Source organism: Arsenicicoccus piscis (assembly GCF_022568835.1).
Classification (GTDB): domain Bacteria; phylum Actinomycetota; class Actinomycetes; order Actinomycetales; family Dermatophilaceae; genus Arsenicicoccus; species Arsenicicoccus piscis.
Window position 1 is genome coordinate 65,667 of sequence record NZ_JAKZHV010000009.1, and the last position, 23,717, is coordinate 89,383.

Below are 23,717 nucleotides of genomic sequence, written 5' to 3' on the forward strand. Positions count from 1 at the left end.
ATGCATGCGCGTCGGCATCCCCCGTGAGGTGAAGAACAACGAGTTCAGGGTGGCCATCACCCCGTCCGGCGTCGACGAGCTCGTCTCGCGGGGGCACGAGGTCGTGATCGAGAAGGACGCCGGCATCGGCTCCTCGATCCACGACGAGGACTACGTGGCGGCGGGCGCCACCATCCTGGACTCCGCGGACGACGTGTGGGGCGAGGCCGACATGGTGCTCAAGGTCAAGGAGCCCATCGCCGAGGAGTACCCCCGGATGCGCGAGGGCCAGACCCTGTTCACCTACCTGCACCTGGCCGCAGACCGGCCGCTCACCGACGAGCTGCTCGCCCGCAAGGTCACCGGCATCGCCTACGAGACCGTGCAGCTGCCCGACCGCACGCTGCCGCTGCTCGCCCCCATGTCGGAGATCGCCGGCCGGCTGGCCCCGCAGGTGGGAGCCGCCGCGCTGATGAAGGTCGCCGGGGGCCGCGGGGTCCTGCTCGGTGGCGTGACCGGTGTGTACCCCGCCAACGTCGTCATCCTCGGGTCCGGCGTCGCCGGCCTCAACGCCGCCCAGATCGCGACCGGCATGCACGCTCGGGTCACCGTGCTCGACATCGACATCGCGCGGCTGCGCCAGATCGACTCGATCTACCACGGCCACATCACGACCGTCGCGTCCAACCGCTACGAGATCGCCAAGGCCGTCAAGCAGGCCGACCTGGTGATCGGCACCGTGCTGGTGCCGGGAGCCAAGGCGCCGAAGCTGGTCACCAACGACCTCGTGGCCCAGATGCGGCGGGGCGCGGTGCTCGTCGACGTCGCGATCGACCAGGGCGGATGCTTCGAGGACTCGCACCCGACCACGCACGCGGACCCGACGTTCCCGGTCCACGACACCATCTTCTACTGCGTGGCGAACATGCCCGGAGCCGTGGCGCACACCTCGACCTACGCCCTCACCAACGCGACCCTGCGCTACACCGTGGCGCTCGCCGACCAGGGCTGGCGCGAGGCGATGGGTCACGACCACGCCCTCGCGCTCGGCCTCAACACGGTGGACGGCCAGATCACCTGTCCCGGGGTGGCCGACGCGTTCGACCTGCCGTGCACCGACGTCGACGAGGTGCTCGCCTGACCACCCCCGACCAGGCCATCCGCGGCTGGCTCGATCACCTCACCGTCGAGCGCGGCGCCAGCACCAACACGTTGGCGTCCTACGGCCGCGACATGCGTCGCTACCGCGCGTTCCTCGAGGCGGCGGGGATCGACGACGTCGCCGCCGTCCGCGAGCGTGACGTGTCCGCCTTCCTCGCCTCGCTGCGCGAGCCCAGCACCGACGCCGACGGCACGACCAGGCCTGGCCTGTCGGCGTCCTCGGCGGCGCGGACCCTGATCGCCGTCCGTGGGCTGCATCGCTTCCTCGCGCTGGAGGGCACCACGCCCGTCGACCCGGCGCGCGCCGTGCGTCCGCCGTCCGCGGCGCGGCGGCTCCCGAAGGCCATCCCGCTGGTCTCCGTAGAGCGTCTGCTCGCTGCCGCCAGCGTGGGCGACACCCCCGTCTCGCTGCGGGATCGCGCGATGCTGGAGCTGCTCTACGGCTGCGGCGCGCGGATCAGCGAGGTCGTCGGGCTCGACCTGGACGACGTCTCCGGCTCGGCCGCCTCGGCCGGGGTGGTGCGCCTGCTCGGCAAGGGCGACAAGGAGCGGATCGTGCCGCTCGGCCGCTACGCCCGCGAGGCCGTCGACGCCTACCTCGTGCGCGGCCGTCCGGCGCTCGCGGCGCAGGGCACCGGCACTCCGGCGCTGCTGCTCAACCAGCGCGGCCGGCGGCTCTCGCGCCAGTCCGCCTGGGCCGCCATGCAGGGTGCGGCCGAGCGGGCCGGGCTCAGCGAGCACGTGTCACCGCACACGCTGCGCCACTGCTTCGCCACCCACCTGCTCGACGGCGGCGCCGACGTGCGCGTGGTGCAGGAGCTGCTCGGCCACGCGTCCGTCACGACCACGCAGATCTACACGCTCGTGACCGTCCAGCAGCTGCGCGAGGTCTACGCCCAGGCCCACCCGCGAGCGCGCTGACTCTGGGCCCGGCCCGCGGTGCACGGCTCCAACAGCTGGTAGAGCGCCCGGCTGGCGGCGCGCAGTTGAGCGGGATGCGGCCCGGGACAGTGGAATTCACAGAGCCGTCGGCACTGGCGCGCAACGAGGTCAACGCGGCCTACGTCCTCGGCGACCGGGCCCGGGTGCTCGGCATCGTCACCGACGGAGATCTGTCGTCGGCCATCGGTGCCGGGGTCACCGACCTGCGCTCGATCGTGAGCCAGGACTTCCGCCGGGTGCGCCCCGACGACCTCGTGGGCAGCTTCATGGAGCACGCGGGGCGGCACGCCGTCCCGATCACCGTCGTGGGCAACGACGGTCGGCTCGTCGGCGTGGTCACCCGCGCCGAGATCCTGTCCTCCCTCTCCGACAACCAGCACGTGCACCAGGAACCGAGACCAGACACCCATGGCACGGAAGACACGGTGACGTCATGATCTCCATCCCCCTTCGGCGACTGGGGCGCCAGCGTCATCACCTACCTCACCGACCACGGCAGCGGCTTCTTCGACCTGGTGTCGGCGGTGCTCACCGCGATGCTGCGCTTCACCTACCTGCTGCTCGCCGGCCTCAGGCCGCTGCCGATGATCCTCGTGCTCGTCGTGGTCGCCGTCCTGGTGCTGCGCAAGGTGGTCCTGCCCGTCCTGCTCGGCCTGATGCTCGCTCTGGTCTGGTCGATGGGGCTGTGCTTCGACACCATGCAGACCACGGCGACCGTGGTCGTCGCGGCGGTCGTAGCCCTCCTGGTCGGGATCCCGCTCGGCATCTGGTCGGCGTTCTCGACCCCGGTCCGGGCCGTGCTGCAGCCGATCCTCGACTTCATGCAGACGCTGCCCGTCTTCGTCTATCTGCTGCCCACCGTGCTGTTCTTCGGCATCGGGCCGGTCCCGGGTGTCGTGGCGACGATCGTCTTTTCGATCCCGCCTGCGGTGCGCCTGACCTCGCTCGGCATCCGCCAGGTCGACGCCGAGACGGTCGAGGCCTCCGAGGCGTTCGGCGCCACCCGGATGGAGACCCTGCGCGAGCTCCAGCTGCCGCTCGCAATGCCGTCCATCATGGCCGGCGTCAACCAGGTGATCATGCTGGCCCTGTCCATCGTCGTCGTCGCGGGCCTCGTCGGCGGCGGCGGGCTGGGCGGGATCGTCGTCAGCGCGGTCCAGTCGCTGCAGATCCCGGCCGCCATCGAGAGCGGGGTCGCCGTCGTCGTCCTCGCGATCTACCTGGACCGGCTGTCGGCCGCCGCGGGGGGCAGGGGCGGGGCAGCCTGGTCCTGCCCCAGCGCCGCCGGGGCGGCAGCACGCCCACGGCCTCAACCGCGCCCACGGCGACCACCACGCCCACGGCGACCACCACGTCGGTCGCCGGCTGAGACACCACCGCACCCACCCCTGCGCCCGACCGCGCGCGGCTGCCCCGGAGACCCGGCCGCACGCGGTAGGGTCGAAGGGTCCGATCTGCGTGACGCAGAACGCCACGACCACCACGGGAGTGATGCACGGTGAGCTACGGCGAGACCACCGAGACCCACGGGCGTCCGGAGGCCTACGAAGCACCCCGCACCGACGTGCTGCCGGGCACCGACGGGGTGTTCGGCGGCAAGCTCGGCCCCACCGGTCGCCCGATGCCGACCTTCCCCGAGCCCGCGCCGCTCACCAGCCACGGGCCGGCGCGCATCATCGCGATGTGCAACCAGAAGGGTGGCGTCGGCAAGACGACCACCACGATCAACCTCGGTGCCGCCCTGGCCGAGCTCGGGCGCAAGGTGCTGATGGTCGACTTCGACCCGCAGGGAGCGCTCTCGGTCGGCTTCGGCGTGCGCACCAACGAGCTCGACACCACGATCTACAACCTGCTCGTAGAGCGTGACATCGACGTCCGCGACGTGATCTTGCCGACGCCCACCGACGGCGTCGACATCATCCCCGCCAACATCGACCTGTCCGCCGCCGAGGTGCAGCTCGTCGGCGAGGTCGCCCGCGAGCAGATCCTTGCGCGGGTGCTGCGCCCGGTGCTCGACGATTACGACGTGATCCTCATCGACTGCCAGCCCTCGCTCGGCCTGCTGACCGTCAACGCGCTCACCGCGGCGCACGGCGTGATCATCCCGCTGGAGTGCGAGTTCTTCGCGATGCGCGGCGTGGCCCTGCTCGTCGAGACCATCGAGAAGATCATCGACCGGCTGAACCCGCGTCTGCAGATCGACGGCATCCTCGCGACGATGTACGACGGGCGCACCCTGCACAGCCGCGAGGTCGTGCAGTCGGTCGTCAGCCACTTCGACGACAAGGTCTTCCACACGGTGATCAGCCGCACCGTGAAGTTCCCCGACGCCACCTTGGCCGCCGAGCCGATCACGTCCTACGCGTCGGCGCACGCAGGGGCCGAGGCCTACCGCCAGCTCGCCCGAGAGCTGATCGCGCGCGGCGGGGCCGCCTGACGTGATGACCGAGGTCACGCCGGGAGGCGCGCCACCGCTGGACCCGCAGGTGCCTGGGGGCGTCCTCACGCGCCGGGCCACCGTCACACCGTTCCAGGTGCACCTGGACGTCTTCGACGGGCCGTTCGACCTGCTGCTCGGGCTGATCAGCAAGCACAAGCTCGACATCACCGAGATCGCGCTGGCGACGGTGACCGACGAGTTCATCGCGCACATCAAGGCCGCCCGGGCCGCCGACACCGACTGGGACCTGTCGCAGGCCTCGGAGTTCCTGCTGGTCGCCGCCACCCTGCTCGACCTCAAGGCCGCGCGACTGCTGCCGTCGGTCGGTCCCGAGGACGAGGAGGACCTCGCCCTCATCGAGGCGCGCGACCTGCTCTTCGCCCGACTCTTGCAGTACCGCGCCTACAAGCAGATCGCCTCCGCCTTCGACCACCAGATGCACACGGCGGGCCGGATGACCGCGCGCTCGGCGGGGCTCGAGCCGGCCTTCGCGCAGCTGCTGCCCGAGCTCGTCCTCACCATCACCCCCGAGCAGCTCGCCATGATCGCGGCGCGCGCGCTCGCCCCGAAAGAGCCTGCGCACGTAGGCGTCTCGCACCTGCACGCCCCGGTCGTGTCCGTCCGCGAGCAGGCCGCCATCGTCGTAGACCGGCTGCGCACCAGCGGTCCGACCAGCTTCCGCTCGTTGGTCGCGGACGCCGACTCGACGCTGGTGATCGTGGCTCGCTTCCTCGCGCTGCTCGAGCTGTTCAAGGAGCAGGTCCTCGCGTTCGACCAGGAGGAGGCGCTCGGCGAGCTGTCGGTCCGGTGGACCGGCGACGACGTGACCGCGATCGACGTGGGTGAGGAGTTCGACGAGGGTGACGAGCCCAGCACGCCCAGCACCCCCACCCCCAGCACGTCAGGAGGCAGCGATGAGTGACACCGAGCCGCAGACGGTGGCCGAGGTGGCTGAGCCGGACCTGGCTGCCGCGGCCGAGCCGGACCTGGCTGCCGCGGCCGACACGACTGAGCCGGAGGCCGAGCTCGGCTTCGACGTCCACGGCCTGCCGGCGGGCCTGCGGGGCGCGCTCGAGGCGATCCTGATGGTCGTCGACGAGCCGGTCAGCGAGGTGTCCCTGGCGGCGGCCCTCGAGGTGACCGTCGACGAGGTCAGCACCACGATCGGCGAGCTGGCGGCCGACTACGACCGGGCCGAGCGCGGCTTCGTGCTGCGCCAGATCGCCGGTGGTTGGCGGGTCTACAGCCGCCCGGTCTACGCCCCCGCCGTTGAGAAGTTCCTGCTGGACGGCCAGCAGGCCAAGCTCACCCAGGCCTCGCTCGAGACCCTCGCGGTGATCGCCTACCGCCAGCCGGTGACCCGGGCGCGGGTCAGCGCGGTGCGCGGGGTCAGCGTCGACGGCGTGATGCGCACGCTGACGAGCCGCGGCCTGGTCGAGGAGACCGGCCACGACGACATCTCAGGGGCGATCCTCTACGGCACGACCCCCTACTTCCTGCAGCGGATGGGGCTCTCGAGCCTCGACGACCTCCCGCCGCTCGCCCCCTTCCTCCCCGAGGCGGACAGCCTCGACTCCATCGCAGAACAGGGACGCTCATGACTCCTCCGTACTCAGGCAACTCCTCCAACCGGTCCTCCGGCGCAGGCCGTGGTGGCAGCGGCGGTGGTCGCGGCGGGTCCGCGGGTCGCGGTGGCTCCGCGGGTCGCGGTGGCGCTGCTGGTCGTGGCGGCGCCGGCGGTCGCGGTGCCGATGCTGGCGGCGGTCGTAGCGCTGGCGGCAGCGGCGCTGGCCGTGGTGGTCAGGGTGGCCGTGGTGGCGCCGGCGGTCGTGGCGGCCAGGGCGGCTACGGCGGCGGCCAGGGCGGCGGCCGGCCTCAGCGTCCCGGCCGCCCCGGCGGCGTGGGTGGTGTCGGCGGTCCAGGGGCGCGTCGTCGTCCCGACCAGCAGCGGCCGGGCCGCCGCGCGCCGGAGCCGACCCCCCAGGTCGACGTGCACAACCCCGACGGCATCCGCCTGCAGAAGCTCCTTGCGCAGGCCGGCATCGGCAGCCGCCGCACCTGCGAGCAGCTGATCGCCGAGGGCCACGTGCAGGTCGACGGCCAGGTCGTCACCGACATGGGCATCCGCGTCGACCCCGAGACCCAGCCGGTGCACGTCGACGGCAACCGGGTCATCTTCGACGAGACCAAGCTCTACTTCGCGTTCTACAAGCCGCTCAACGTCGTGACCTCGATGCACGACGAGCTGGGCCGCGTCGACATCGGCGACTACCTCGGTGAGGGGCGCAAGCAGCGGCTCTTCCACGTCGGTCGCCTCGACCAGGACACCGAAGGCTTGCTGCTGCTCACCAACGACGGCGAGCTGGCGCACCGGCTGCAGCACCCGGCCTACGGCGTGCCCAAGACCTACGTCGCGCAGATCCCCGGGCCGGTGCCGCGCGACCTCGGCAAGCAGCTGCGCGAGGGCGTCGAGCTCGACGACGGTCCCGTCGCGGTCGACTCGTTCACCGTGCTCGACTCCTCGCCCGGCAAGGCGGTCGTCGAGCTGGTCATCCACGAGGGCCGCAAGCACGTCGTGCGTCGCCTGATGGAGGCCGTAGACCGTCCCGTCCTGGCCCTCGTGCGCACCCAGGTCGGGCCGGTGCGCGTCGGCAACCTCAAGGCGGGCAAGATGCGGCCGCTCACGCGCGACGAGGTCGGGGCGCTCTACCGCGCCGCCGGGCTGTAGCCCGTGGGTGTCCCCTCGGTGCAGCTCGGCCCGACTGCACGGATCGTCGGCACCGGGCTGATCGGCACGTCGCTCGGCCTGGCGCTGCGCCGTGCCGGCTGGGACGTGTCCCTCACCGATCCGTCGCCCACGGCCGCCGCCCTGGCGCGGGACCTCGGGGCGGGGGAGCTGGCGAGCGCCGACGACCACCCCGACCTCGTGGTGGTCGCGGCGCCCCCGGACGTCGTCGCCGACGTAGTGGTGCGCCAGCTCGCCGAGCACCCGGACGCGGTGGTGACCGACGTGGCTTCGGTCAAATCGGTTGTGCTGCAGGCGATCACGGAGGCAGGTGCCGATCTCGGGCGCTATGTGGGGTCGCACCCGATGGCCGGCCGCGAGCGGTCCGGCGCCGTGGCCGCGCGCGCCGACCTCTTCGAGGGCCGCGCGTATGTCGTTGTGCCGTCGAAGGATTCGACGCGCAGCGCCGTGGAGCTGGTGCGCCGGCTCGCCGTCGACATCGGCTGCCAGGTGACCACCATGTCCGCGCGCGAGCACGACGACGCGGTCGCCGCCGTGTCGCACGTGCCGCAGGTGATGGCGAGTCTGACTGCGGGACGGCTGCGTTCGCTGAGCGAGCACTCGGTTGCGTTGTCCGGCCAGGGGATTCGCGACGTCACCCGGATCGCCGCGAGCGACCCCCAGCTGTGGACCCAGATCCTCGCGGGCAACGCCGGCGCGGTGCGCTCGGTGCTGCGGGAGGTCTACGACGAGCTGGGGGAGACCCTCGCCGCGCTGGAGGCTCTCGGTGACGACGATCTGATCCGCAGCGAGGCCGCCCCGGGCGCGCGCAAGGTCCTCGCGTCCCTGATCGCCGACGGCAACGCCGGGCAGGCCAGGATCCCGGGCAAGCACGGGTCCGCGCCGACGCCGTACGCCACGGTCGTCGTGGTCGTGCCCGACGAGCCGGGTGCCCTCGGTCGGCTCTTCCAGCACATGGGGGAGGCGGGGATCAACCTTGAGGACCTGCACCTCGAGCACGCGCTCGGCCACCCCGTCGGACTCGCCGAGATCTCGGTGCTGCCCGCGGCCGCCGAGCCGCTGCGCGAGCAGCTCACCACCCGCGGCTGGCGCGTGCACTGACCCGGCGCGTGCACTGACTCAGCGCGTGCACTGACTTCACCGGCCTGCCGCAGGGCCGGTGCGGAGGCGAGACGCTAGGCTCGGCGTCCGTGAGCACCGAGTCCACACCTGAGCCCAGCACCGAGTCCAGCACCCCGCCGAGCCTCGAGCCGGTCCCCGTCGTGGTCGCGATCGACGGCCCGTCGGGCTCGGGCAAGTCCAGCGTCTCGAAGGCGGTCGCGACGCGGCTCGGCTACGGCTACGTGGACACCGGAGCGATGTATCGCGCCCTCGCGTGGTACTGCCTCGACCTCGGCCTCGGGCTCACCGACCAGGCCGCCGTCGCCCAGGCCGCCCGGGACCTGCCGCTCGAGCTGGGCACCGACCCGAGCGCCCCGACCGTCGTCGTCGGCGGCACGGACGTGAGCGCGGCAATCCGCACCACCGAGATCTCCAGCCGGGTGTCGGCGGTCGCGACCAACCTCGACGTCCGCGCCGAGCTGGTGCGCCGCCAGCGCGAGCTGATCGCCGCGGTCGCCGCGAGCCAGGGCGGCGTCGTCGCCGAGGGGCGCGACCTCACCACGGTCGTCGTGCCGGACGCCACCGTGCGGCTGCTGGTCACGGCCTCCGAGGAGGCCCGGCTCGCCCGGCGCTCCACCGAGCTGCACGGCACGGCCGACGCCGCCTCCGTCGCCGCCACGCGCGACCAGATCGTGCGCCGCGACAAGGACGACTCGGCCGTCTCGCAGTTCCTCACGGCGGCCCCGGGCGTGACCGTCGTCGACACGTCCGATCTGGACTTCGCCGGCTCGGTGCAGGCGGTGCTCGACGAGGTCAACGCCGTCCCGACGACCCGATGAACGGCACGCTGGCGCAGGCCGAGCGGGGCACGCACCACGGACGCCTCATCGGTCGCGTCCTCGCGCGGCTCTACCGCGTGCGCGTCGAGGGCGCCGACCGGGTGCCCGCGAGCGGGCCGGTCGTGCTGGTGTCGAACCACTCGTCCGCCGCGGACGGGCCGCTGCTGTTCACCGTCACGCCGCGTCCGGTGCACTTCCTCATCAAGGTCGAGATGTTCACCGGCCCGCTGCGGCCCTTCCTGCACCACCTCGCCCAGATCCCCGTAGACCGTTCGCGCGGCGACCGGGCCGCGCTCACCAGCGCGCTGGACGTCCTGCGCCAGGGCGGCGTCGTCGGGATCTTCCCCGAGGGGACGCGTGGGCAGGGCGACGTCGCCCAGGTGCAGCAGGGTGCTGCGTGGCTGGCCCTGCAGTCCGGTGCCGAGGTCGTGCCGGTCGCCCTGGTCGGCACCCTCCCGACCCGACGCAACCGGCTGGACCTGCCGCGGCCCGGCTCCCGGTTGCGGGCGGTCTACGGGGAGCCGTTCCGGGTGTCGGTGACCGACGCCGAGGGGCGCACCGTGCCCGGGCGGGAGCGGCTGCGGCTGGCGTCCGCGCAGGTCCGCGACCACCTGGCCGCGCACGTCGTCCGAGCGCGCAGCGAGGTCTGAGACAATTGCCGGTGTGAACACCGACGAGCACGACCAGCACCACCAGCACGCCGACCAGCAGCATCACCAGCAGCACGACCAGCACGAGCACGCAGACGAGCAGCGCACTGACGAGCAGCACACCGACCACGACCAGCTCGAGGCCGGCGTCGAGACGGCGCTGCGCGCGGGCCTGGAGGACTTCGAGCTGTCCGAGGAGGACCGGCTCCTGCTCGAGCGCGACGCCGACGTCCTGGACGGCGGCGACGCCGAGGGTCCGCTGCCGGTCGTCGCCGTGGTGGGCCGGCCCAACGTCGGCAAGTCCACCCTGGTCAACCGCATCATCGGCCGCCGCGAGGCCGTGGTCGAGGACGTCCCGGGCGTGACCCGCGACCGCGTGGCCTACGACGCCGAGTGGGCGGGGCGACGCTTCACCCTCGTCGACACCGGGGGCTGGGAGGTCGACGCTACGGGCATCCACCTGCGCGTCGCTGAGCAGGCCGAGGTCGCGGTCGAGCTGGCCGACGCGGTGCTCTTCGTCGTCGACGGCACGGTCGGCGCGACCGACACCGACGAGGCCGTCGTCAAGCTGCTGCGCCGCTCCAAGAAGCCGGTCATCCTGGTGGCAAACAAGGTCGACGACCAGCGCGGCGAGGCCGACGCCGCTGCCCTGTGGGGTCTCGGGCTGGGGGAGCCGTGGCCGGTCTCGGCGCTGCACGGGCGTGGCTCCGGTGACCTGCTCGACGAGGTGCTCAGCGTGCTGCCTGAGTACTCCCAGGTCGGCGGTGCCTACCAGCGCGGGGGCCCCCGGCGCGTCGCCCTCGTCGGGCGGCCCAACGTCGGTAAGTCCTCGCTGCTCAACAAGCTGATCGGCTCCGAGCGGGTCGTCGTCGACGACGTCGCGGGCACCACGCGTGACCCGGTGGACGAGCTCGTCGAGCTGGGCGGCAAGCTGTGGCGCTTCGTCGACACGGCGGGCATCCGCCGCCGCGTGCACCAGACGCGAGGCGCGGACTTCTACGCCTCCCTGCGCACGCAGACCGCCCTGGAGAAGGCCGAGGTCGCCGTCGTGCTCGTCGACGCGTCCGCGCCGATCACCGAGCAGGACATCCGCGTCATCCAGCAGGTCGTGGACTCCGGTCGCGCCCTCGTCCTCGCCTACAACAAGTGGGACCTGATGGACGAGGACCGGCGCTACTACCTCGAGCGCGAGATCGACCAGGACATGGTCCAGCTCACCTGGGCCCCTCGGGTCAACGTCTCCGCGCGCACCGGTCGTGCCGTAGAGCGGCTGGTCCCGGCCCTGGAGACCGCGCTCGACTCCTGGGACCGGCGCATCCAGACCGGCCGGCTCAACGCCTTCCTCGGCGAGGTCGTGGCGGCTCACCCGCACCCCGTGCGCGGTGGCAAGCAGCCCCGCATCCTCTTCGCGACCCAGGCCTCGACCCGCCCGCCGCGCTTCGTCATCTTCGCGTCCGGCTTCATCGAGGCCGGCTACCGCCGCTTCCTCGAGCGCAAGCTGCGCGAGGAGTTCGGCTTCGACGGCACCCCGATCGAGATGTCGGTCCGGGTCCGCGAGAAGCGCAAGAAGCGCTGACCGCGGCCCGTCGCTCGGCCTCCGCAAGCGGGTGACCGTCGATTGGGAGCCCGGCCGCTTGGTGCGGTAAGGTTCCTTGTCGCCCGGGTTCGCCTGGGCGCCGGGCTGTAGCGCAGTTTGGTAGCGCACTTGACTGGGGGTCAAGGGGTCGCAGGTTCAAATCCTGTCAGCCCGACGTTTGCCCAGGTGGGAGTTGTTCTCCCGCCTGGGCACCATGCTTCCTGACGGCATTGTGACCGCAAGGGTGACCGCTAGATTGTGCCGTGGAGCAGGCCCAGCAGCTCGTGCGATGGCCCCGTGAATCAGAGGCGGGGCGGTCTCCATGCCTCGCACCCACGGCGATAATGTCGGGAGCCGAGGGGTCCGCAGCGCACGTCCGCGTGCGCGGGCCCAACCTTTGGACAAGGAGAGGGATGTCTAGGCTTTCAGACCTTCTACGCGCCGCGAAGCAGCTCGACCCGCAGCTCGGCGAGGACCTGGAGACCGAGATCCGTCCGTTGCAAGAGAGGCTGCCCTTCGGTCTGAACTTCGAGCGGCACGCGCCTGAAGCCGTGGAGCTCCCCGGCCACAGAATCCGTAAGACAAGCAAGGTGCGAGTGCTCCCACCCCGCGGGTCGGCCGAGCAAGGCGACCAGCGTCTGTGGACGGTCGACATGATCGACGGCGACACGGCAACGATCACCTCCCCGAACGGTGCGGGGGTCGAAACGGTTAGGGCGGCAATCGAGGACCTGGTGCTCGTGGCCGAGTTCCGTGACCGCATCTACCCGGGGCTGCGCCCGGACGCGACGGTTCAGCGCGGTGGCAACAAACCCTTCCACACAGTCATCAACGGGGAGAACTTCCACGTTCTAGAGCAGCTGACGTTCACACATGAGAGGTCCGTAGACGCGATCTACATCGATCCGCCCTACAACTCAGGAGCTCGCGACTGGAAGTACAACAACAACTACGTCGCCGACGATGACCTCTACCGGCACTCAAAATGGCTGGCCTTTATGGAGCGTCGTCTCAAGCTCGCCAAGCGGCTACTGAAGCCCGAGGACTCGGTCCTAATCGTAACGATCGATGAGAAGGAGTATCTGCGGCTGGGATTGTTGCTGGAGCAGACCTTTCCAGAGGCTGAGATTCAAGTGGTCAGTTCACTAATAAACCCCGCTGCATCCGCTCGTCCTGGATCCTTCGGTCGAGTGGACGAGTACATCTATTTCGTACGGATGGGCGCAGCCGCAGCAGGTCGTGTGCTGCTTTCTCGCGAGTGGGTTTCTGCCAAGGGGCGAACGCACACTGGTGCGCCACGCTGGGACATGCTTAGACGCTCTGGTGGCGGAGCGAGGCGGCAGGACTCACCTGGAGGTTTCTACCCTATATATGTAGAGCCGGCTGGCCCGAGGGTCGCCAAAGTCGGTGCACCCCTTCCTCCCGGTGTGTCGGTTCCCGACCCCATTGAGGGCACGGTTCCTGTGCTGCCGATTCGCAAAGATGGCACAGAAGGCCGGTGGATGTGGAGTAAGCAGGAGTTCGAGCGTCGTCTCGCCCAGGGCAGAGTGCGTATCAGCGGAAACGAACAGCGTGGATTCGTCGTCTCGATTCTCAAGGATGGTGAGTACGCGAAAATCGTGGACGGGGAATACACCCCCTCGGGCAGAGGGCCGGATGGTTCGCTGCGCTTCGAAAAGGAGAACTCCGATCTCGTGCGGGCGACTCCGGGAACACAATGGCGCATCAGCTCACATGACGCTACCCAGTACGGATCTCGACTGCTCAGAGACTCATTCTTGCCTGGGCGGGAGTTTCCCTTTCCCAAGTCGCTGTATGCCGTCGAGGACACCCTGAGGTTCTTTGTCCATGACAAGACCGACGCCGTGATCTTGGACTTCTTCTCGGGCTCGGGTACCACCGCGCACGCTGTTATGCGACTTAACAAGCAGGACGGCGGCCATCGCCAGTGCATCTCAGTGACCAACAACGAGGTGTCTGCCGACGAGCAGACCAGGCTCCTTAGACAGGGCCTGAGACCCGGCGATCCCGAGTGGGAGGAGTTGGGCATCTGTGACCACATCACCAAGCCGAGGATCCAGGCCGCCATCACAGGCCTTACCCCAGAGGGGAAGCCCATCACAGGCGACTACAAATTTGTAGACGAGTTCCCCATGGCCGACGGCCTCGAGGAGAACGCGGCGTTCTTCACGCTGACCTACGAATCCAAATGGCTTGTCGGCGTGGACCGGGCGTTCGCCGCGATCGCCCCGATGCTCTGGTTGCGTGCTGGTGCGACCGGCTCGCGCATCGACTCAATCGAAGGCGGTTGGGCCTTCGCCGAAAGCTACGGCATCCTGCGTGACCTCGACGACTCCGCGGCGTTTGTAGAAGCGATTCGTGGACGGGAGGGCATCCGTATGGCGTACATCGTCACTGACGACGAGGGCCGCTATCAGCAGGTGGCCGACGAGATCCATGGTATCGAAACTGTGCGGCTCTACGAGGACTACCTCCGCAACTGTGAGATGACGGGGGACTTCTGATGCGCTTCACCTTGAAGGACTACCAGGCCGATGCAGTCGGCGACACCCTGCGCGAGCTGACCTCGGCGAGGGACTTCTACCGCAGTGCCAGTAGGCGCGTTTCATCCGTCGCGTTAACCGCCACCACGGGCGCGGGAAAGACCGTGATGGCCGCAGCGGTGATCGAGGCACTCTTCTGGGGAAGTGATGAGTTCGGCATCGCCCCGGACCCGGGCGCGGTTGTGCTGTGGTTCAGTGACGACCCGGCTCTGAACCAGCAGACCAAGCACAGGCTGGAGCAGGCTTCCGACCGCCTGCGCAACAGGCTCGTTACCGTCGAACACCCGTTCCGATACCAGAAGCTGCAAGCGGGCAACGTCTACTTCCTGAACACCTCGAAGTTGTCAAAGAACAGCCTGCTCGTGCGAGGGCGCGGCGATTCAGACGTCCTCCCGGGGTTCGATTCCAGGGCCGACATGATGCCGTTCACGTTCTGGGACACGTTGAGGAACACGATCGAGGACAACAACCTCACTCTTTACATGGTCCTCGACGAGGCGCACAGGGGAATGGGCAAGCGGCCGTCGGAGGCACCGACCATCGTCAAGCGCCTCATCAACGGCCAGAGCGACGTCCCACCAGTTCCGATCGTGTGGGGCATCTCCGCGACGGTCCGGCGCTTCGAGTCGGCGATGAGGGAGGCCGAGGTGCAGTCGAACCGCGTGCATCTCGCCACCGTCGAAGTTGATCCCGTGCGCATCCAGGAGTCGGGCCTGCTGAAGGACGACATCGTTCTGGACTTCCCGGCGGAGACGGGTGACTTCAACACTGTCCTGTTGCGCCGAGGGGTTCGGAAGGTCAAGGCGTTGTCCAACGCCTGGGCGCAATATGCCTGCGATCAGGGGGAGGACACCCTCAAGCCCCTGATCGTCCTTCAGGTGCCGAACAAGCCGTCCCCGACAGAGGTGGCTGCGGCCATTGACGTGATCCGTGAAGAATGGCTGGAGCTGGAGGCGGACGCGTTTGCCCACGTCTTTGGTGAGCACACCGCTCAGACCTTCGGGCCGCACAGCGTGCCGTACATCTCTCCAGAACGCGTGCAAGACGCCTCGTACGTGCGGGTGCTCCTCGCCAAGGACGCGATTAGCACAGGTTGGGACTGCCCCAGGGCCGAGGTCATGGTGTCCTTCCGTCCCGCCAAGGATGAGACGCACATTACGCAGCTGCTCGGCAGGATGATCCGCACGCCGCTCGCCCGGCGCATTGAGGGTAACGACCTGTTGAACAGCGTCGAGTGCATCCTGCCGAAGTTCAACAAAGCCACAGCAAGCCTTGTGCTGGAACGGATCATGGGGAGCGAGGTGGCCATGGGCGGAGGGGCAGGGCCGCGGGTCCTGGTTGCTCCGCACCTGATGACCCCGAACCAAGCCGTACCCGACGAGGCCTGGGAACTCTTCCAAACGCTGCCTGCCGAGACGCTGCCACGCAAGCACGCGAACCCCATCAAGCGCCTGACTGCGCTCGCGCACGCGCTTGCCGCGGACCGCCTGCTCGCCGATGCCGGAAAGCTCGCGCACGAACGTCTCCACGGCGTCCTCAATGGGCTGTCGGCCCAGTACATGAAGGATCTTGCCAAGGCTGTCGACGACGTCTTGACGGTCGCGGGTGGGACCGTCCGGGGTCACGCTCGCCACGGTCTCAGGCAGGACGAGTCGTGGACCGAGGCCGCGGACGACAGGGCGATCCAGGACGCCTACCGAGCGGGTGCGCGCACTATCACACCGGACATCGCCCGCACCTACGTGGACCATCTCGCCGCGGGAGCAGAGGACGAGGACGCCTACCGCGACGCGAACGTGCGAGTCGCCGCACTCGCCCTCCTGCCCCAGACGCGTCCGGCCCTGGACGTAGAGGCCGATCGCACGGTGAAGGAGTGGCTCGACCGATTCAGAGTGGCGATCAAGGACCTCTCAGAATCGAGGCAGAGCCTCTACGCGGAGATCACAGCCATGAGCACGGAGCCGCAGCTGATCTCCATGGCGCTGCCGAGAAACCGCCAGGAGGAGACCAAGCGCGTCGTCGGGGACGCTGAGCAGCTCCTGGAACGGCGCCCGCTGCATCTGCTAGCGGATGAGGAAGGCATGTTCCCCGTGGGCAAGCTGAACCCCGACGAGATCGAGGTACTCGACTCCGAGATCGCCCGTGGCAACCTGCTGGCCTGGTACCGCAACCCGACCGGCGGCCGCGACTCGATGAGCCTGGCCTACCAAGACCGACACGGCGAATGGAGGACGCTCCGGCCCGACTTCCTGTTCTTCGTCGACAGCGAAAGCGGGGTCCGGGCCAACATCGTCGATCCACATGGTGCCTGGCTCCCTGACGCACTTTCCAAGCTCCGAGGGATGGCGCGCTTCGCAGAGGCGTACGGGGATCGGTTCCACCGCGTCGAGTCGATCTCCCGCATCGACAGCAAGCTCCGCGTCCTCGACCTGAAGCTTCCAGCCGTTCGTGCCACAGTCCTCGCTGCGATCGACGCCGACAGCGCCTACCGCGCGGCTTCAGTCGAGTTCTGAGACCCTCCCTTACCGCCCTAAAAGTCGCGAATGCGAAGGGTGAGATGCTGTGCGGCGCCGCAGAGCGTCGCCCGGGGGTCGGCGTGAGAGCGGTTGACGCGGCGTAAGCGCGTCATTTCATCAGAGCCTGACTGCCTGTCGCGTTCGCCGCTCTCCTCGACCCTGGGAGGAGATCCATGGACACAAACATCCTGGACAGCACGCCGCGAGTCTGGATCGGCTGCCTGCACTGCTACAACTCTGGACGCCTCGTTGGTGAGTGGTTCGACGCCGTCGATGCGGACGAGGTCACCCTGACTGACGTGCACCGGGGCGCGGGCGGTGCCCGCGGCGGTTGCGAGGAGCTGTGGTGCTTCGACCACGAGAACCTGCCCGTACGCGGCGAGATGAGCCCGCACGAGGCTGCTGAGTGGGGCGGCTCGCTGGCATTAGTCCCGGAGCACCAGCGTGAGGCGTTGTGCGCGTGGGTGAGGAGCGGTGGCTACGTGGCTGAGGGCACTGGTGACCTGCCGAGCATCCCGGACTTCGAGGACCGCTACTGCGGCGAGTGGGAGTCGTTCCGCGAGTACGCGGAGGAGCTGGCCGACGGTACGGGCCTGTTGTCGGGCGTTCCGGACGATGTCGCCCGGTACTTCGACTGGTCGGCGTGGACCCGTGACCTCGCGTTCGACTACACGGTCGAGGACGCGCCGGGAGGCGGCGTGTTCGTCTTCCGCAACCTGTGACTGAAAGGAAGATGCACCGATGACTGATGACCAGTGGGAGCTGCGCGTGTGCGTGCAGTGCGACATGCCCAGCATCGCCAAGCGGGTGCTCATCATGGTAGAAGACATGAGCGTTAGCCGGGTCTACTACTGCCCGGAGCACGGACCGCTGTCGATCGCGGTCGTGGTCGACATGCGCGCTATCCGAGCCCGACGGAGGGGGGACGTATGAGTGCAGAGTCCAACGCGAGCAGCCATGCCCTGGCGTTCAGCTGGTGGCGGGGCTGCTCTGAGCTTTCTGACGAGGAGGCGCGCCTGCACGACCCGCTGGCGCTTCACCGGGCGACGGTCGAGCTGATTCGCGACCAGCGCGACCTGCTCAGGTACTACGACAGCGACGAGGAGCTGGGGATCAGCTCTGACCCGTGACGGGGTCCTCGTCCCAGGGGCCGCCGGTGAGGAACTCCAGCGGATCGACCTCCAGCGTCCGGGCGATGTGGTCGATCGTCTGGAGCTGGAGGTTCATCTGACCGGTCTCGATGCGCCTGAGATAGCGGACGTCGAAGCCGAGAAGCTCGGCCGCCGCCTCTTGCGTCATGCCCTTGTGCTTCCGGTAGGCGCGCAGGTTGCGCCCCACGTACTCCTGGAGGGGGCGGGCGAGGACGGGGAGATCGACTCGCTCCGCATCGGGGCGTTCATCATCAAGCACTCTTTCAACAGTCAGCCTGATTCCTGCCCTTTACCAGGGTATTCTGATACCCGGTAGATCTGTGCCCGTTCGAGGGGAACACCAGACCAGAGACGAGAAAGAGAGCCTGTATGCCACGCCGCAAGACCCTGCCCACCGCCCTCACCACAGCAGCGGCCGTTACGGCGCTGATGCTGGCCGGCTGCTCGTCCTCGCCCACGGGAGAGAGCGCGAACGGTTCCGGCTCGAACGAGGGCAAGCCCTCGCAGGCGCAGGCGGCCACGGTCTACGACTTCCCGCTCAACGGCATGGAGCCCGTGGGCAAGGGTGAGCAGCTCACCGTGGTCCTTCCTGACGACCTCAAGCAGGCGGCAGGCAAGGAAGCCAGCAGCGTCGTGGTCGAGAGCTTCACCGTCTCGTCCCACACGTTGCAAACGTCCGAATACTGCGCCGTGGACATCAGCGTCGAGTTCGTCTCCGACGACGCGAAGAAAGGGCTCCTGAACTCCTACAACAAGGTGGGGAACCTGAGCGACGGCACCGACGGACAGAAGATTGCCCACGCCACGCTGTACCGGGGCGAGATCGCCACGCTCGACGAACTCGATGAGACGAACCCAGAGGAAGGGATCTACGCCGCCGACGACGGTTCGCAGATCGTTCAGGTCGCCGACTGCGCGTCCTCACCGCAGGACGACGACGCTGACATCACGCTCGGCTTCAGCTACCCCGGGACCCGCAACTCCCTGGGGGACTCGTACGAGGTCTACAAGGACTTCGTGAAGGCGAATCTCGCCGTCATGACCGACGGCAGCGTCTCGGTCGCCTCGACGGACACCGGTGATTGGATGCGCGACAGCTCCGGGAACTGGATCAAGGACTGATCCGGCGAGCTACAAGAGCAACAACCCCGCAGCCATCCGGCTGCGGGGTTGCTCTTTTCCTCCGAAGACTCAGGTCACCATCCGCGACAGACCCCTTGCGGCCTTGTTGCCGAGCCAGTAGACGACCCAGCACACGCCGAGAGCGCTACCGACCGTGGCGACGGCGATGATCAGCTTCAACCACCACGCCTCCGCCGCTACGAACGACGCCCAGGCCCAGCCGAAGATCTCGGGGATGCCGAACATCTGCCCGACGAGGCCCAGGAGCATGCTCACGACCATTGCAACAAACACATACGGCAACAACGCTACAGAGACCATCCCGATACCCGCCCAGGTCAATGCCCCCTTGAGACGAGCCGCGGTCTTGTCGGCCGTGTCCAGCCCCTTCGTGGCGTCCTGAAGCGACTCCTTCACCTCGGCAATCTTCTTGCTGCCAAGGTCGTCAAGCTGACGCTCCTGAGCCGCGAAGGCCTGCTTCATACGCTCCTCGCTGGCATTGATCTGGGGAATGAGCCGGGTCTCCAGCTTGGGTGCAAGCGACGCCGCGAGCTTGTCGTAGTCGACCCGCACCTGCACCTTCGACACCATCTCATTCAGCAAGCTAGAGCGAAGGTCCGTGATCTGCGCTGCGATCTTCTCCGTCAACTTGAAGGCGTCCACGTCGGACTTCTTCAAGGAGCTTCCGTCGGCGAGCTGCACGGTCTCGCTGCTCGCCAGACTCTCGCCGAGCGCCGTCACGGCTTCCTCCAAGCTCGTGAGACGCTTCTTCACCCCGCCGAGCTTCAGCGTCGCGTCGTGCGCGTTCGAGCTTGCCCCGGAGTTCATCGACGTCGAGAGCTCCTCCACCATCGACGTGAGGCTGTTCTGGGACTCGATCAGCTGAGCCAGTACGCGCCTGTCCTCCTGCCGCTCGTTGCGCAGCTGCTCGACCAATGCGGACATCTCCGAGAGCGACTGCTCCCTCTCCTGCTGCTCGATCCTGTCCTTGGCGCTCATGGCGCACCGTCCTTTCCTGGTTGTACTTGAAAATCTCCTGTGCACCGTCGTGGGTGAACTCTTCGGACAGCGACGAGGCCTTCCTGCGCCGCTTCCTCGGCTTCTCGCCGGTGGTGTCGAAGGCCTTGTAGGTCCAGCCGATCGACTCGTGCTGCTGGGTCGAGCCGTCGGCGCTGGCCTTGATCGTGTGGACCTTCTCGTCCAGTTCGATGCCCTTCTCCGCCAGCACCTGCCGGTAGCTGGGGAGGTCAACTGACCGACGGTCGGCGAGCGATTCCTCGATCTGGTCGCCGAGCTGGCGGTCGAACTCGGAGACGGCCTCGCCCTCGCGGCGGTGCTCCCAGTACGCCTTGTGGTCCACGCTTCGAGAGCCCCGTTCCACTACCTCCAGCCCCTGCTCGCGCATCACGCGATCGTTGACTGCCTGGTATTGCCAGTACATGTCCTGGCCACGCAACGCCAGGCCGGTCTCGTTGTCGTGATTGATCACCGTCACGTGAGAGTGCGGGTGACCACCCGCGCTGTCCAGGTGCACGATGACGAGCACGTCCGAGTTTGAGTGAAGCTCCTTAGCGACCTGGTAGGAGAGATCGCGGACCCGCCCCGGCGTCTGCGGGTCGAGCGGGTCCATCTCCTCCTTCTTGAAGCTGTGCACATACGACCGCGACTCGATCTTGCGACCATGCGCTTCCCGCAGCGCCTCCGCCCTGTCGACGAACTCCTCGGGGCTCGCGGCAGTTGAGTCCCCGATAGTGGTGTAGCGCGGTCGCTGTCCTCGTCCCGGTAGTGGACGTGGGTGCGGCCACCGCGTGATCCTTCGAGTCAACCTTCCACAGAATCCTCGAACGGAGTCATCACGATGACCGCACCACACATTGTCGACCCTGCCGGCCTGCTGAGTGAAGCCCTGTCCGAAGCATCGCCGGACCTGATGCGCAGCCTGCTGCAGACCATGATCAACGCGTTGCTGTCCGCGGACGCCGACGCGGTGGTCGGGGCCGAGTACGGCCAACCCAGCGCCTCGCGGACGGCGCAACGCAACGGCTACCGCCACCGCGACCTCGATACCCGCGTCGGGACCGTGGATGTCGCGATCCCGAAGCTGCGGCAAGGCACCTACTTCCCGGAGTGGCTCCTCGAGCGCCGCAAGCGGGCAGAGTCCGCGCTGATCACCGTCGTCGCCGACTGCTACCTCGCCGGAGTGTCCACCCGCCGCATGGACAAGCTCGTCAAGACGTTGGGGATCGACTCGCTGTCCAAGTCCCAAGTGTCACGGATGGCGAGTGATCTGGACCAGATCGTCGAGGACTTCCGCCACCGGCCCCTGGCCGACGCAGGGCCGTTCACGTTCGTGTCCGCGGACGCGCTGACGATGAAGGTCCGCGAAGGCGGACGCGTGGTCAACGCCGTCGCGCTGATCGCGGTCGGTGTCAACGCCGACGGGCACCGCGAAGTCCTCGGGCTCCGCATCGCGACCAGTGAAACCGGGCCGGCGTGGAACGAGTTCTTCGCCGACCTGACCGCCCGCGGCCTGACCGGCGTCCGCTTGGTGACCTCCGACGCCCACCAAGGCCTGGTCGAGGCCATCGCGGCGAACCTGCCCGGCGCGACCTGGCAACGCTGCCGCACCCACTATGCCGCGAACCTGATGTCGGTGACCCCGAAGAGTATGTGGCCGGCCGTGAAAGCGATGCTGCACAGCGTGTACGACCAGCCCGGCAAGGACGCCGTCCAGGCGCAGTTCGACCGGCTGCTGGACTACGTCGACGGGAAGCTGCCCGAGGTCCACGAGCACCTCGACGCCGCCCGCGCGGACATCCTCGCCTTCACCGCCTTCCCCAAAGACGTGTGGAACCAGATCTGGTCGAACAACCCCGCCGAACGCCTCAACCGCGAGATCCGCCGCCGCACCGACAGCGTGGGGATCTTCCCCAACAGGGCAGCGATCGTGCGCCTGATCGGAGCCGTCCTGGCCGAGCAAACCGATGAATGGGCCGAAGGACGCCGCTACCTCGGCCTCGACGTCCTCGCCCGCTGCCGCATCAACCTCATCACCGACACCGACACCGACACCGGCCCCGAGATCGGAGGCGACAACCTGCCCGCCCTCACAGCCTGACCCCCAACGAAGGAACACCCACCGCTACACCACTACCCGGGACTTGACCCTCGCGGCATCACATCGGATCGCTGCGACTCGGTTCGTGCCCTCGGCCCGGTGCCGCTTCCACTCGGCAGAACCCCTCACACCGTGCAGCTCGTAGTCAACCTTCGGCCGGGTCTTGGCGACCTTGCGGCCCAGCAGAGTACTCACGCCTCCTCCCCGATACCCAGATGAGCCTCCACGGCGCGCAGCGTCTCTCCGAGAGCGCGCAAGACCTCGATCGCCTCGCTGTCGGTCAACACCCCGATGCCCTCGATATGCGCCTTCCGCGTGACCTGGTTGAAGTTCACGCCGACGCGGTTGATCTCGACCCGGAGCCGCCGCATCTCAGCAGCATGCGCTGCCTCGATGCCTGACGGTGCTGCGACCGCGGCAGCGAGCGAGGTGGGTTCCCGGCCGCCCACGACCAGGTCGAGCACGGATGCCCGCGTCAAGGCCGACGGAGCGACCCCCATCGCGAGGGCGCGCTTCCTGACGCGAGCGAGTTCTCCTTCGTCGAACCGCACCGTCAGTCGCTTACCCTTGCTCGGCGGCCGCGTGTCGTCGATGGTCGTGCCCATGATCGCTGTCTCCTCTCGTTCCTCGTTCCGTCACCGATCCCGTGCACTCCGCTGAATCGACGACACAATCCCCGCCACCTCTCGAAGTGGTGTAGAAGGCGGGGTGCAAGCTAGGCACTTGTCAGACATCGCTGGCGCTCGTCTGCCAAGTACCGCTTGCGGGGGAGGGCTGCGCCCTCCCCTCGACCCCTCCTAACCACCGGCCTCACGCCCCGGCCGAGAACGCCGACTTCTCGGCAGCCACACCGCTCGGCGGCGTGGACTCGGACGAACGAGTCGCCCGCTTCGCGCGCTCCCGACGGCGCTGCGCCTCATCGGCCAGCTGCTCCCGTGCCTTGGCCTGGAGGCGCTCGAAGACCTCCGAGTGCTCCTCCTCCAGGAGGTCGACGACGATCTCGCGGACCTTCGCGTCCTCCTTCTCCTGCCGCTGCCGCAGCCGAGCGATACGAGCAGCGGCGTCCTCCTGCTCGACCTCGATCTCCGCCTCGATGTGCGACAGGCCGCCTGCGACCTTCGCCTCGATCCGCTGCGCCTTCGTCTGCTTCGCCATGCTGGTCTCCTCTCTCCACCCGGCGGTGCCGGTCTTCCGTCGGTAGGTCGCCTTCGCGGCAACTGACCGGGGTTACTCCTGGTCCAGGTCGAAGGTCTTCGTGATGACCTCCTTCTCCTCGTCCTCGATGCTCTGCTCGCGCTTCTTGCCCTCGGTCGCCCTGCTCGCGAGGAACTTCGTTGCGTTTCCGATCAGCGAGGGGAAGATGATCAGGGAGGCGAGGAAGGCCGCCGCTGCGCCTGCGATCCACACGTTGGTGAAGACCGTCAGCGCCCAGCTGATGCCCGAGCGGGCGAGCATGAACGCGAGCGTGTAGCCAGTCGCCAGGGCCGCAAGCCGCCAGATCGGTGACCGAGCCTGCCACTCGCGGAAATCCGCAGCCATCGTGCGCAGCAGACCCTTCGTGCCCTTAAACGCCGAGTCGTCCTGCTTCTCGGGGAGCCCGATGATGCCGTTCTTGAACAGCAGCGTGGTCAGCTGCACGAGGAACATCGTGAGCATGGTCGCGGCGATCTCCAGCCAGCCGTTCTTGGCCAGCGCGTACGCCACCATGCCGATCGCGCCACACAGCAGCAGCGTCGCGATGATCTGGTAGATGCGGTTGTTCTGCTCGATGTTGACGACGACCTGGCCGCTCTTGCTCTTGCCCTTCGCCAT

The 23,717-nt window shown here is 68.4% G+C and carries 26 protein-coding genes and 1 tRNA gene; 20 read left to right on the forward strand and 7 right to left on the reverse strand.

Translation table 11 applies throughout. The annotated features are described in order from the left end of the window. Positions 1 to 4: 4 nt before the first annotated feature. The 7 genes from ald (at position 5) to scpB (ending at position 6,123) form a co-directional block, all read left to right on the forward strand. Positions 5 to 1,120 carry an alanine dehydrogenase gene (gene ald / locus MM440_RS14545; protein WP_241445178.1) on the forward strand — a complete coding sequence of 372 codons (1,116 nt, stop codon included), beginning with the start codon at positions 5 to 7 and terminating at the stop codon, positions 1,118 to 1,120. Then, a complete protein-coding gene (locus MM440_RS14550; protein WP_241445180.1) occupies positions 1,090 to 2,061 on the forward strand; it encodes a site-specific tyrosine recombinase XerD in 972 nt (323 codons plus the stop codon). Before ald ends, MM440_RS14550 begins: the two co-directional genes overlap by 31 nt. 89 nt (positions 2,062 to 2,150) lie before the next feature. After that, complete coding sequence (locus MM440_RS14555) at positions 2,151 to 2,519, forward strand: CBS domain-containing protein (protein ID WP_241445181.1); 369 nt, start codon at positions 2,151 to 2,153, stop codon at positions 2,517 to 2,519. A 78-nt stretch (positions 2,520 to 2,597) separates the two neighbouring features. After that, complete coding sequence (locus tag MM440_RS14560; protein WP_241445183.1) at positions 2,598 to 3,584, forward strand: ABC transporter permease; 987 nt, start codon at positions 2,598 to 2,600, stop codon at positions 3,582 to 3,584. A 119-nt stretch (positions 3,585 to 3,703) separates the two neighbouring features. Continuing rightward, the gene (locus MM440_RS14565; protein WP_241445402.1) at positions 3,704 to 4,519 is read left to right on the forward strand and encodes a ParA family protein; all 816 of its coding nucleotides are present in this window, start codon (positions 3,704 to 3,706) and stop codon (positions 4,517 to 4,519) included. Positions 4,520 to 4,523: 4 nt separating this feature from the next. Continuing rightward, positions 4,524 to 5,444, forward strand: coding sequence for a segregation and condensation protein A (locus MM440_RS14570; protein ID WP_241445189.1), 921 nt, complete (start codon positions 4,524 to 4,526; stop codon positions 5,442 to 5,444). Further along, complete coding sequence (gene scpB / locus MM440_RS14575; RefSeq protein ID WP_241445191.1) at positions 5,437 to 6,123, forward strand: SMC-Scp complex subunit ScpB; 687 nt, start codon at positions 5,437 to 5,439, stop codon at positions 6,121 to 6,123. Before MM440_RS14570 ends, scpB begins: the two co-directional genes overlap by 8 nt. Before the next feature lie 11 nt (positions 6,124 to 6,134). Here scpB and MM440_RS17435 read toward each other — a convergent pair whose 3' ends face one another. Further along, positions 6,135 to 6,518, reverse strand: a complete 384-nt coding sequence (locus MM440_RS17435) for a hypothetical protein (RefSeq protein ID WP_241445414.1) — start codon at positions 6,516 to 6,518, stop codon at positions 6,135 to 6,137. Between MM440_RS17435 and MM440_RS14585 the strand changes: the two genes are divergently transcribed. The 11 genes from MM440_RS14585 to MM440_RS14635 all read left to right on the forward strand — a co-directional run bounded on the left by MM440_RS14585 (position 6,513) and on the right by MM440_RS14635 (position 17,644). Beyond that, entirely contained in the window at positions 6,513 to 7,250 is a 738-nt protein-coding gene (locus MM440_RS14585; protein ID WP_338155664.1) for a pseudouridine synthase, read from the forward strand. The two genes, MM440_RS17435 and MM440_RS14585, sit on opposite strands and share 6 nt — an antisense overlap. Positions 7,251 to 7,253: 3 nt before the next feature. Next, positions 7,254 to 8,369 carry a prephenate dehydrogenase gene (locus MM440_RS14590; RefSeq protein WP_241445192.1) on the forward strand — a complete coding sequence of 372 codons (1,116 nt, stop codon included), beginning with the start codon at positions 7,254 to 7,256 and terminating at the stop codon, positions 8,367 to 8,369. A gap of 89 nt (positions 8,370 to 8,458) precedes the next feature. Further along, positions 8,459 to 9,208 (forward strand): (d)CMP kinase, encoded by a 750-nt coding sequence (cmk, locus tag MM440_RS14595; RefSeq protein WP_420914171.1) that lies wholly within the window; start codon positions 8,459 to 8,461, stop codon positions 9,206 to 9,208. Further along, complete coding sequence (locus MM440_RS14600) at positions 9,205 to 9,858, forward strand: lysophospholipid acyltransferase family protein (RefSeq protein WP_241445193.1); 654 nt, start codon at positions 9,205 to 9,207, stop codon at positions 9,856 to 9,858. The genes cmk and MM440_RS14600 overlap by 4 nt, the downstream gene beginning before the upstream one ends. A 160-nt stretch (positions 9,859 to 10,018) precedes the next feature. Beyond that, positions 10,019 to 11,434 (forward strand): ribosome biogenesis GTPase Der, encoded by a 1,416-nt coding sequence (gene der, locus MM440_RS14605; RefSeq protein WP_241445408.1) that lies wholly within the window; start codon positions 10,019 to 10,021, stop codon positions 11,432 to 11,434. 101 nt (positions 11,435 to 11,535) lie between these two features. Beyond that, positions 11,536 to 11,609 (forward strand) — tRNA-Pro (locus tag MM440_RS14610). A 238-nt stretch (positions 11,610 to 11,847) separates the two neighbouring features. Then, a complete protein-coding gene (locus MM440_RS14615) occupies positions 11,848 to 13,959 on the forward strand; it encodes a site-specific DNA-methyltransferase (RefSeq protein WP_241445195.1) in 2,112 nt (703 codons plus the stop codon). Continuing rightward, positions 13,959 to 16,511, forward strand: a complete 2,553-nt coding sequence (locus MM440_RS14620) for a DEAD/DEAH box helicase (RefSeq protein ID WP_241445196.1) — start codon at positions 13,959 to 13,961, stop codon at positions 16,509 to 16,511. Before MM440_RS14615 ends, MM440_RS14620 begins: the two co-directional genes overlap by 1 nt. Before the next feature lie 176 nt (positions 16,512 to 16,687). Then, positions 16,688 to 17,236: an antirestriction protein ArdA gene (locus tag MM440_RS14625; protein WP_241445199.1), complete on the forward strand. Its 549-nt coding sequence runs from the start codon at positions 16,688 to 16,690 to the stop codon at positions 17,234 to 17,236. A gap of 19 nt (positions 17,237 to 17,255) precedes the next feature. Continuing rightward, a complete protein-coding gene (locus MM440_RS14630; RefSeq protein WP_241445201.1) occupies positions 17,256 to 17,447 on the forward strand; it encodes a hypothetical protein in 192 nt (63 codons plus the stop codon). Continuing rightward, a complete protein-coding gene (locus tag MM440_RS14635) occupies positions 17,444 to 17,644 on the forward strand; it encodes a hypothetical protein (protein ID WP_241445203.1) in 201 nt (66 codons plus the stop codon). Before MM440_RS14630 ends, MM440_RS14635 begins: the two co-directional genes overlap by 4 nt. On the opposite strand, the gene MM440_RS14640 is transcribed toward MM440_RS14635, so the two are convergent. Further along, positions 17,628 to 17,852 (reverse strand): helix-turn-helix domain-containing protein, encoded by a 225-nt coding sequence (locus MM440_RS14640; RefSeq protein ID WP_241445204.1) that lies wholly within the window; start codon positions 17,850 to 17,852, stop codon positions 17,628 to 17,630. The two genes, MM440_RS14635 and MM440_RS14640, sit on opposite strands and share 17 nt — an antisense overlap. A gap of 182 nt (positions 17,853 to 18,034) precedes the next feature. On the opposite strand from MM440_RS14640, the gene MM440_RS14645 reads away from it, so the two are divergent. Beyond that, positions 18,035 to 18,787, forward strand: coding sequence for a hypothetical protein (locus tag MM440_RS14645; RefSeq protein ID WP_241445206.1), 753 nt, complete (start codon positions 18,035 to 18,037; stop codon positions 18,785 to 18,787). Between the two features lie 69 nt (positions 18,788 to 18,856). Here the strand turns inward: MM440_RS14645 and MM440_RS14650 are convergent, their stop codons facing one another. Continuing rightward, complete coding sequence (locus MM440_RS14650; RefSeq protein WP_241445208.1) at positions 18,857 to 19,450, reverse strand: hypothetical protein; 594 nt, start codon at positions 19,448 to 19,450, stop codon at positions 18,857 to 18,859. Then, positions 19,392 to 20,660 (reverse strand): relaxase/mobilization nuclease domain-containing protein, encoded by a 1,269-nt coding sequence (locus tag MM440_RS14655; RefSeq protein ID WP_420914172.1) that lies wholly within the window; start codon positions 20,658 to 20,660, stop codon positions 19,392 to 19,394. Before MM440_RS14655 ends, MM440_RS14650 begins: the two co-directional genes overlap by 59 nt. Between MM440_RS14655 and MM440_RS14660 the strand changes: the two genes are divergently transcribed. Beyond that, positions 20,646 to 21,905 (forward strand): IS256 family transposase, encoded by a 1,260-nt coding sequence (locus MM440_RS14660; RefSeq protein ID WP_241441527.1) that lies wholly within the window; start codon positions 20,646 to 20,648, stop codon positions 21,903 to 21,905. The two genes, MM440_RS14655 and MM440_RS14660, sit on opposite strands and share 15 nt — an antisense overlap. A gap of 191 nt (positions 21,906 to 22,096) precedes the next feature. On the opposite strand, the gene MM440_RS14665 is transcribed toward MM440_RS14660, so the two are convergent. The 3 genes from MM440_RS14665 to MM440_RS14675 all read right to left on the reverse strand — a co-directional run bounded on the left by MM440_RS14665 (position 22,097) and on the right by MM440_RS14675 (position 23,717). Beyond that, entirely contained in the window at positions 22,097 to 22,510 is a 414-nt protein-coding gene (locus MM440_RS14665; RefSeq protein ID WP_241445215.1) for a hypothetical protein, read from the reverse strand. A gap of 205 nt (positions 22,511 to 22,715) precedes the next feature. Next, a complete protein-coding gene (locus MM440_RS14670) occupies positions 22,716 to 23,060 on the reverse strand; it encodes a hypothetical protein (protein ID WP_241445217.1) in 345 nt (114 codons plus the stop codon). Positions 23,061 to 23,132: 72 nt separating this feature from the next. Beyond that, positions 23,133 to 23,717, reverse strand: coding sequence for a hypothetical protein (locus MM440_RS14675; RefSeq protein WP_241445218.1), 585 nt, complete (start codon positions 23,715 to 23,717; stop codon positions 23,133 to 23,135).

Coding starts and splice junctions, on each gene's coding strand:
- ald (WP_241445178.1), top strand. CDS start 5: ATGCGCGTCGGCATCCCCCGTGAGGTGAAGAACAACGAGTTCAGGGTG.
- MM440_RS14565 (WP_241445402.1), top strand. CDS start 3,704: ATGCCGACCTTCCCCGAGCCCGCGCCGCTCACCAGCCACGGGCCGGCG.
- MM440_RS14570 (WP_241445189.1), top strand. CDS start 4,524: ATGACCGAGGTCACGCCGGGAGGCGCGCCACCGCTGGACCCGCAGGTG.
- scpB (WP_241445191.1), top strand. CDS start 5,437: ATGAGTGACACCGAGCCGCAGACGGTGGCCGAGGTGGCTGAGCCGGAC.
- MM440_RS14600 (WP_241445193.1), top strand. CDS start 9,205: ATGAACGGCACGCTGGCGCAGGCCGAGCGGGGCACGCACCACGGACGC.
- MM440_RS14615 (WP_241445195.1), top strand. CDS start 11,848: ATGTCTAGGCTTTCAGACCTTCTACGCGCCGCGAAGCAGCTCGACCCG.
- MM440_RS14620 (WP_241445196.1), top strand. CDS start 13,959: ATGCGCTTCACCTTGAAGGACTACCAGGCCGATGCAGTCGGCGACACC.
- MM440_RS14625 (WP_241445199.1), top strand. CDS start 16,688: ATGGACACAAACATCCTGGACAGCACGCCGCGAGTCTGGATCGGCTGC.
- MM440_RS14630 (WP_241445201.1), top strand. CDS start 17,256: ATGACTGATGACCAGTGGGAGCTGCGCGTGTGCGTGCAGTGCGACATG.
- MM440_RS14635 (WP_241445203.1), top strand. CDS start 17,444: ATGAGTGCAGAGTCCAACGCGAGCAGCCATGCCCTGGCGTTCAGCTGG.
- MM440_RS14645 (WP_241445206.1), top strand. CDS start 18,035: ATGCCACGCCGCAAGACCCTGCCCACCGCCCTCACCACAGCAGCGGCC.
- MM440_RS14660 (WP_241441527.1), top strand. CDS start 20,646: ATGACCGCACCACACATTGTCGACCCTGCCGGCCTGCTGAGTGAAGCC.
- MM440_RS14665 (WP_241445215.1), bottom strand. CDS start 22,510: ATGGGCACGACCATCGACGACACGCGGCCGCCGAGCAAGGGTAAGCGA.
- MM440_RS14670 (WP_241445217.1), bottom strand. CDS start 23,060: ATGGCGAAGCAGACGAAGGCGCAGCGGATCGAGGCGAAGGTCGCAGGC.
- MM440_RS14675 (WP_241445218.1), bottom strand. CDS start 23,717: ATGGCGAAGGGCAAGAGCAAGAGCGGCCAGGTCGTCGTCAACATCGAG.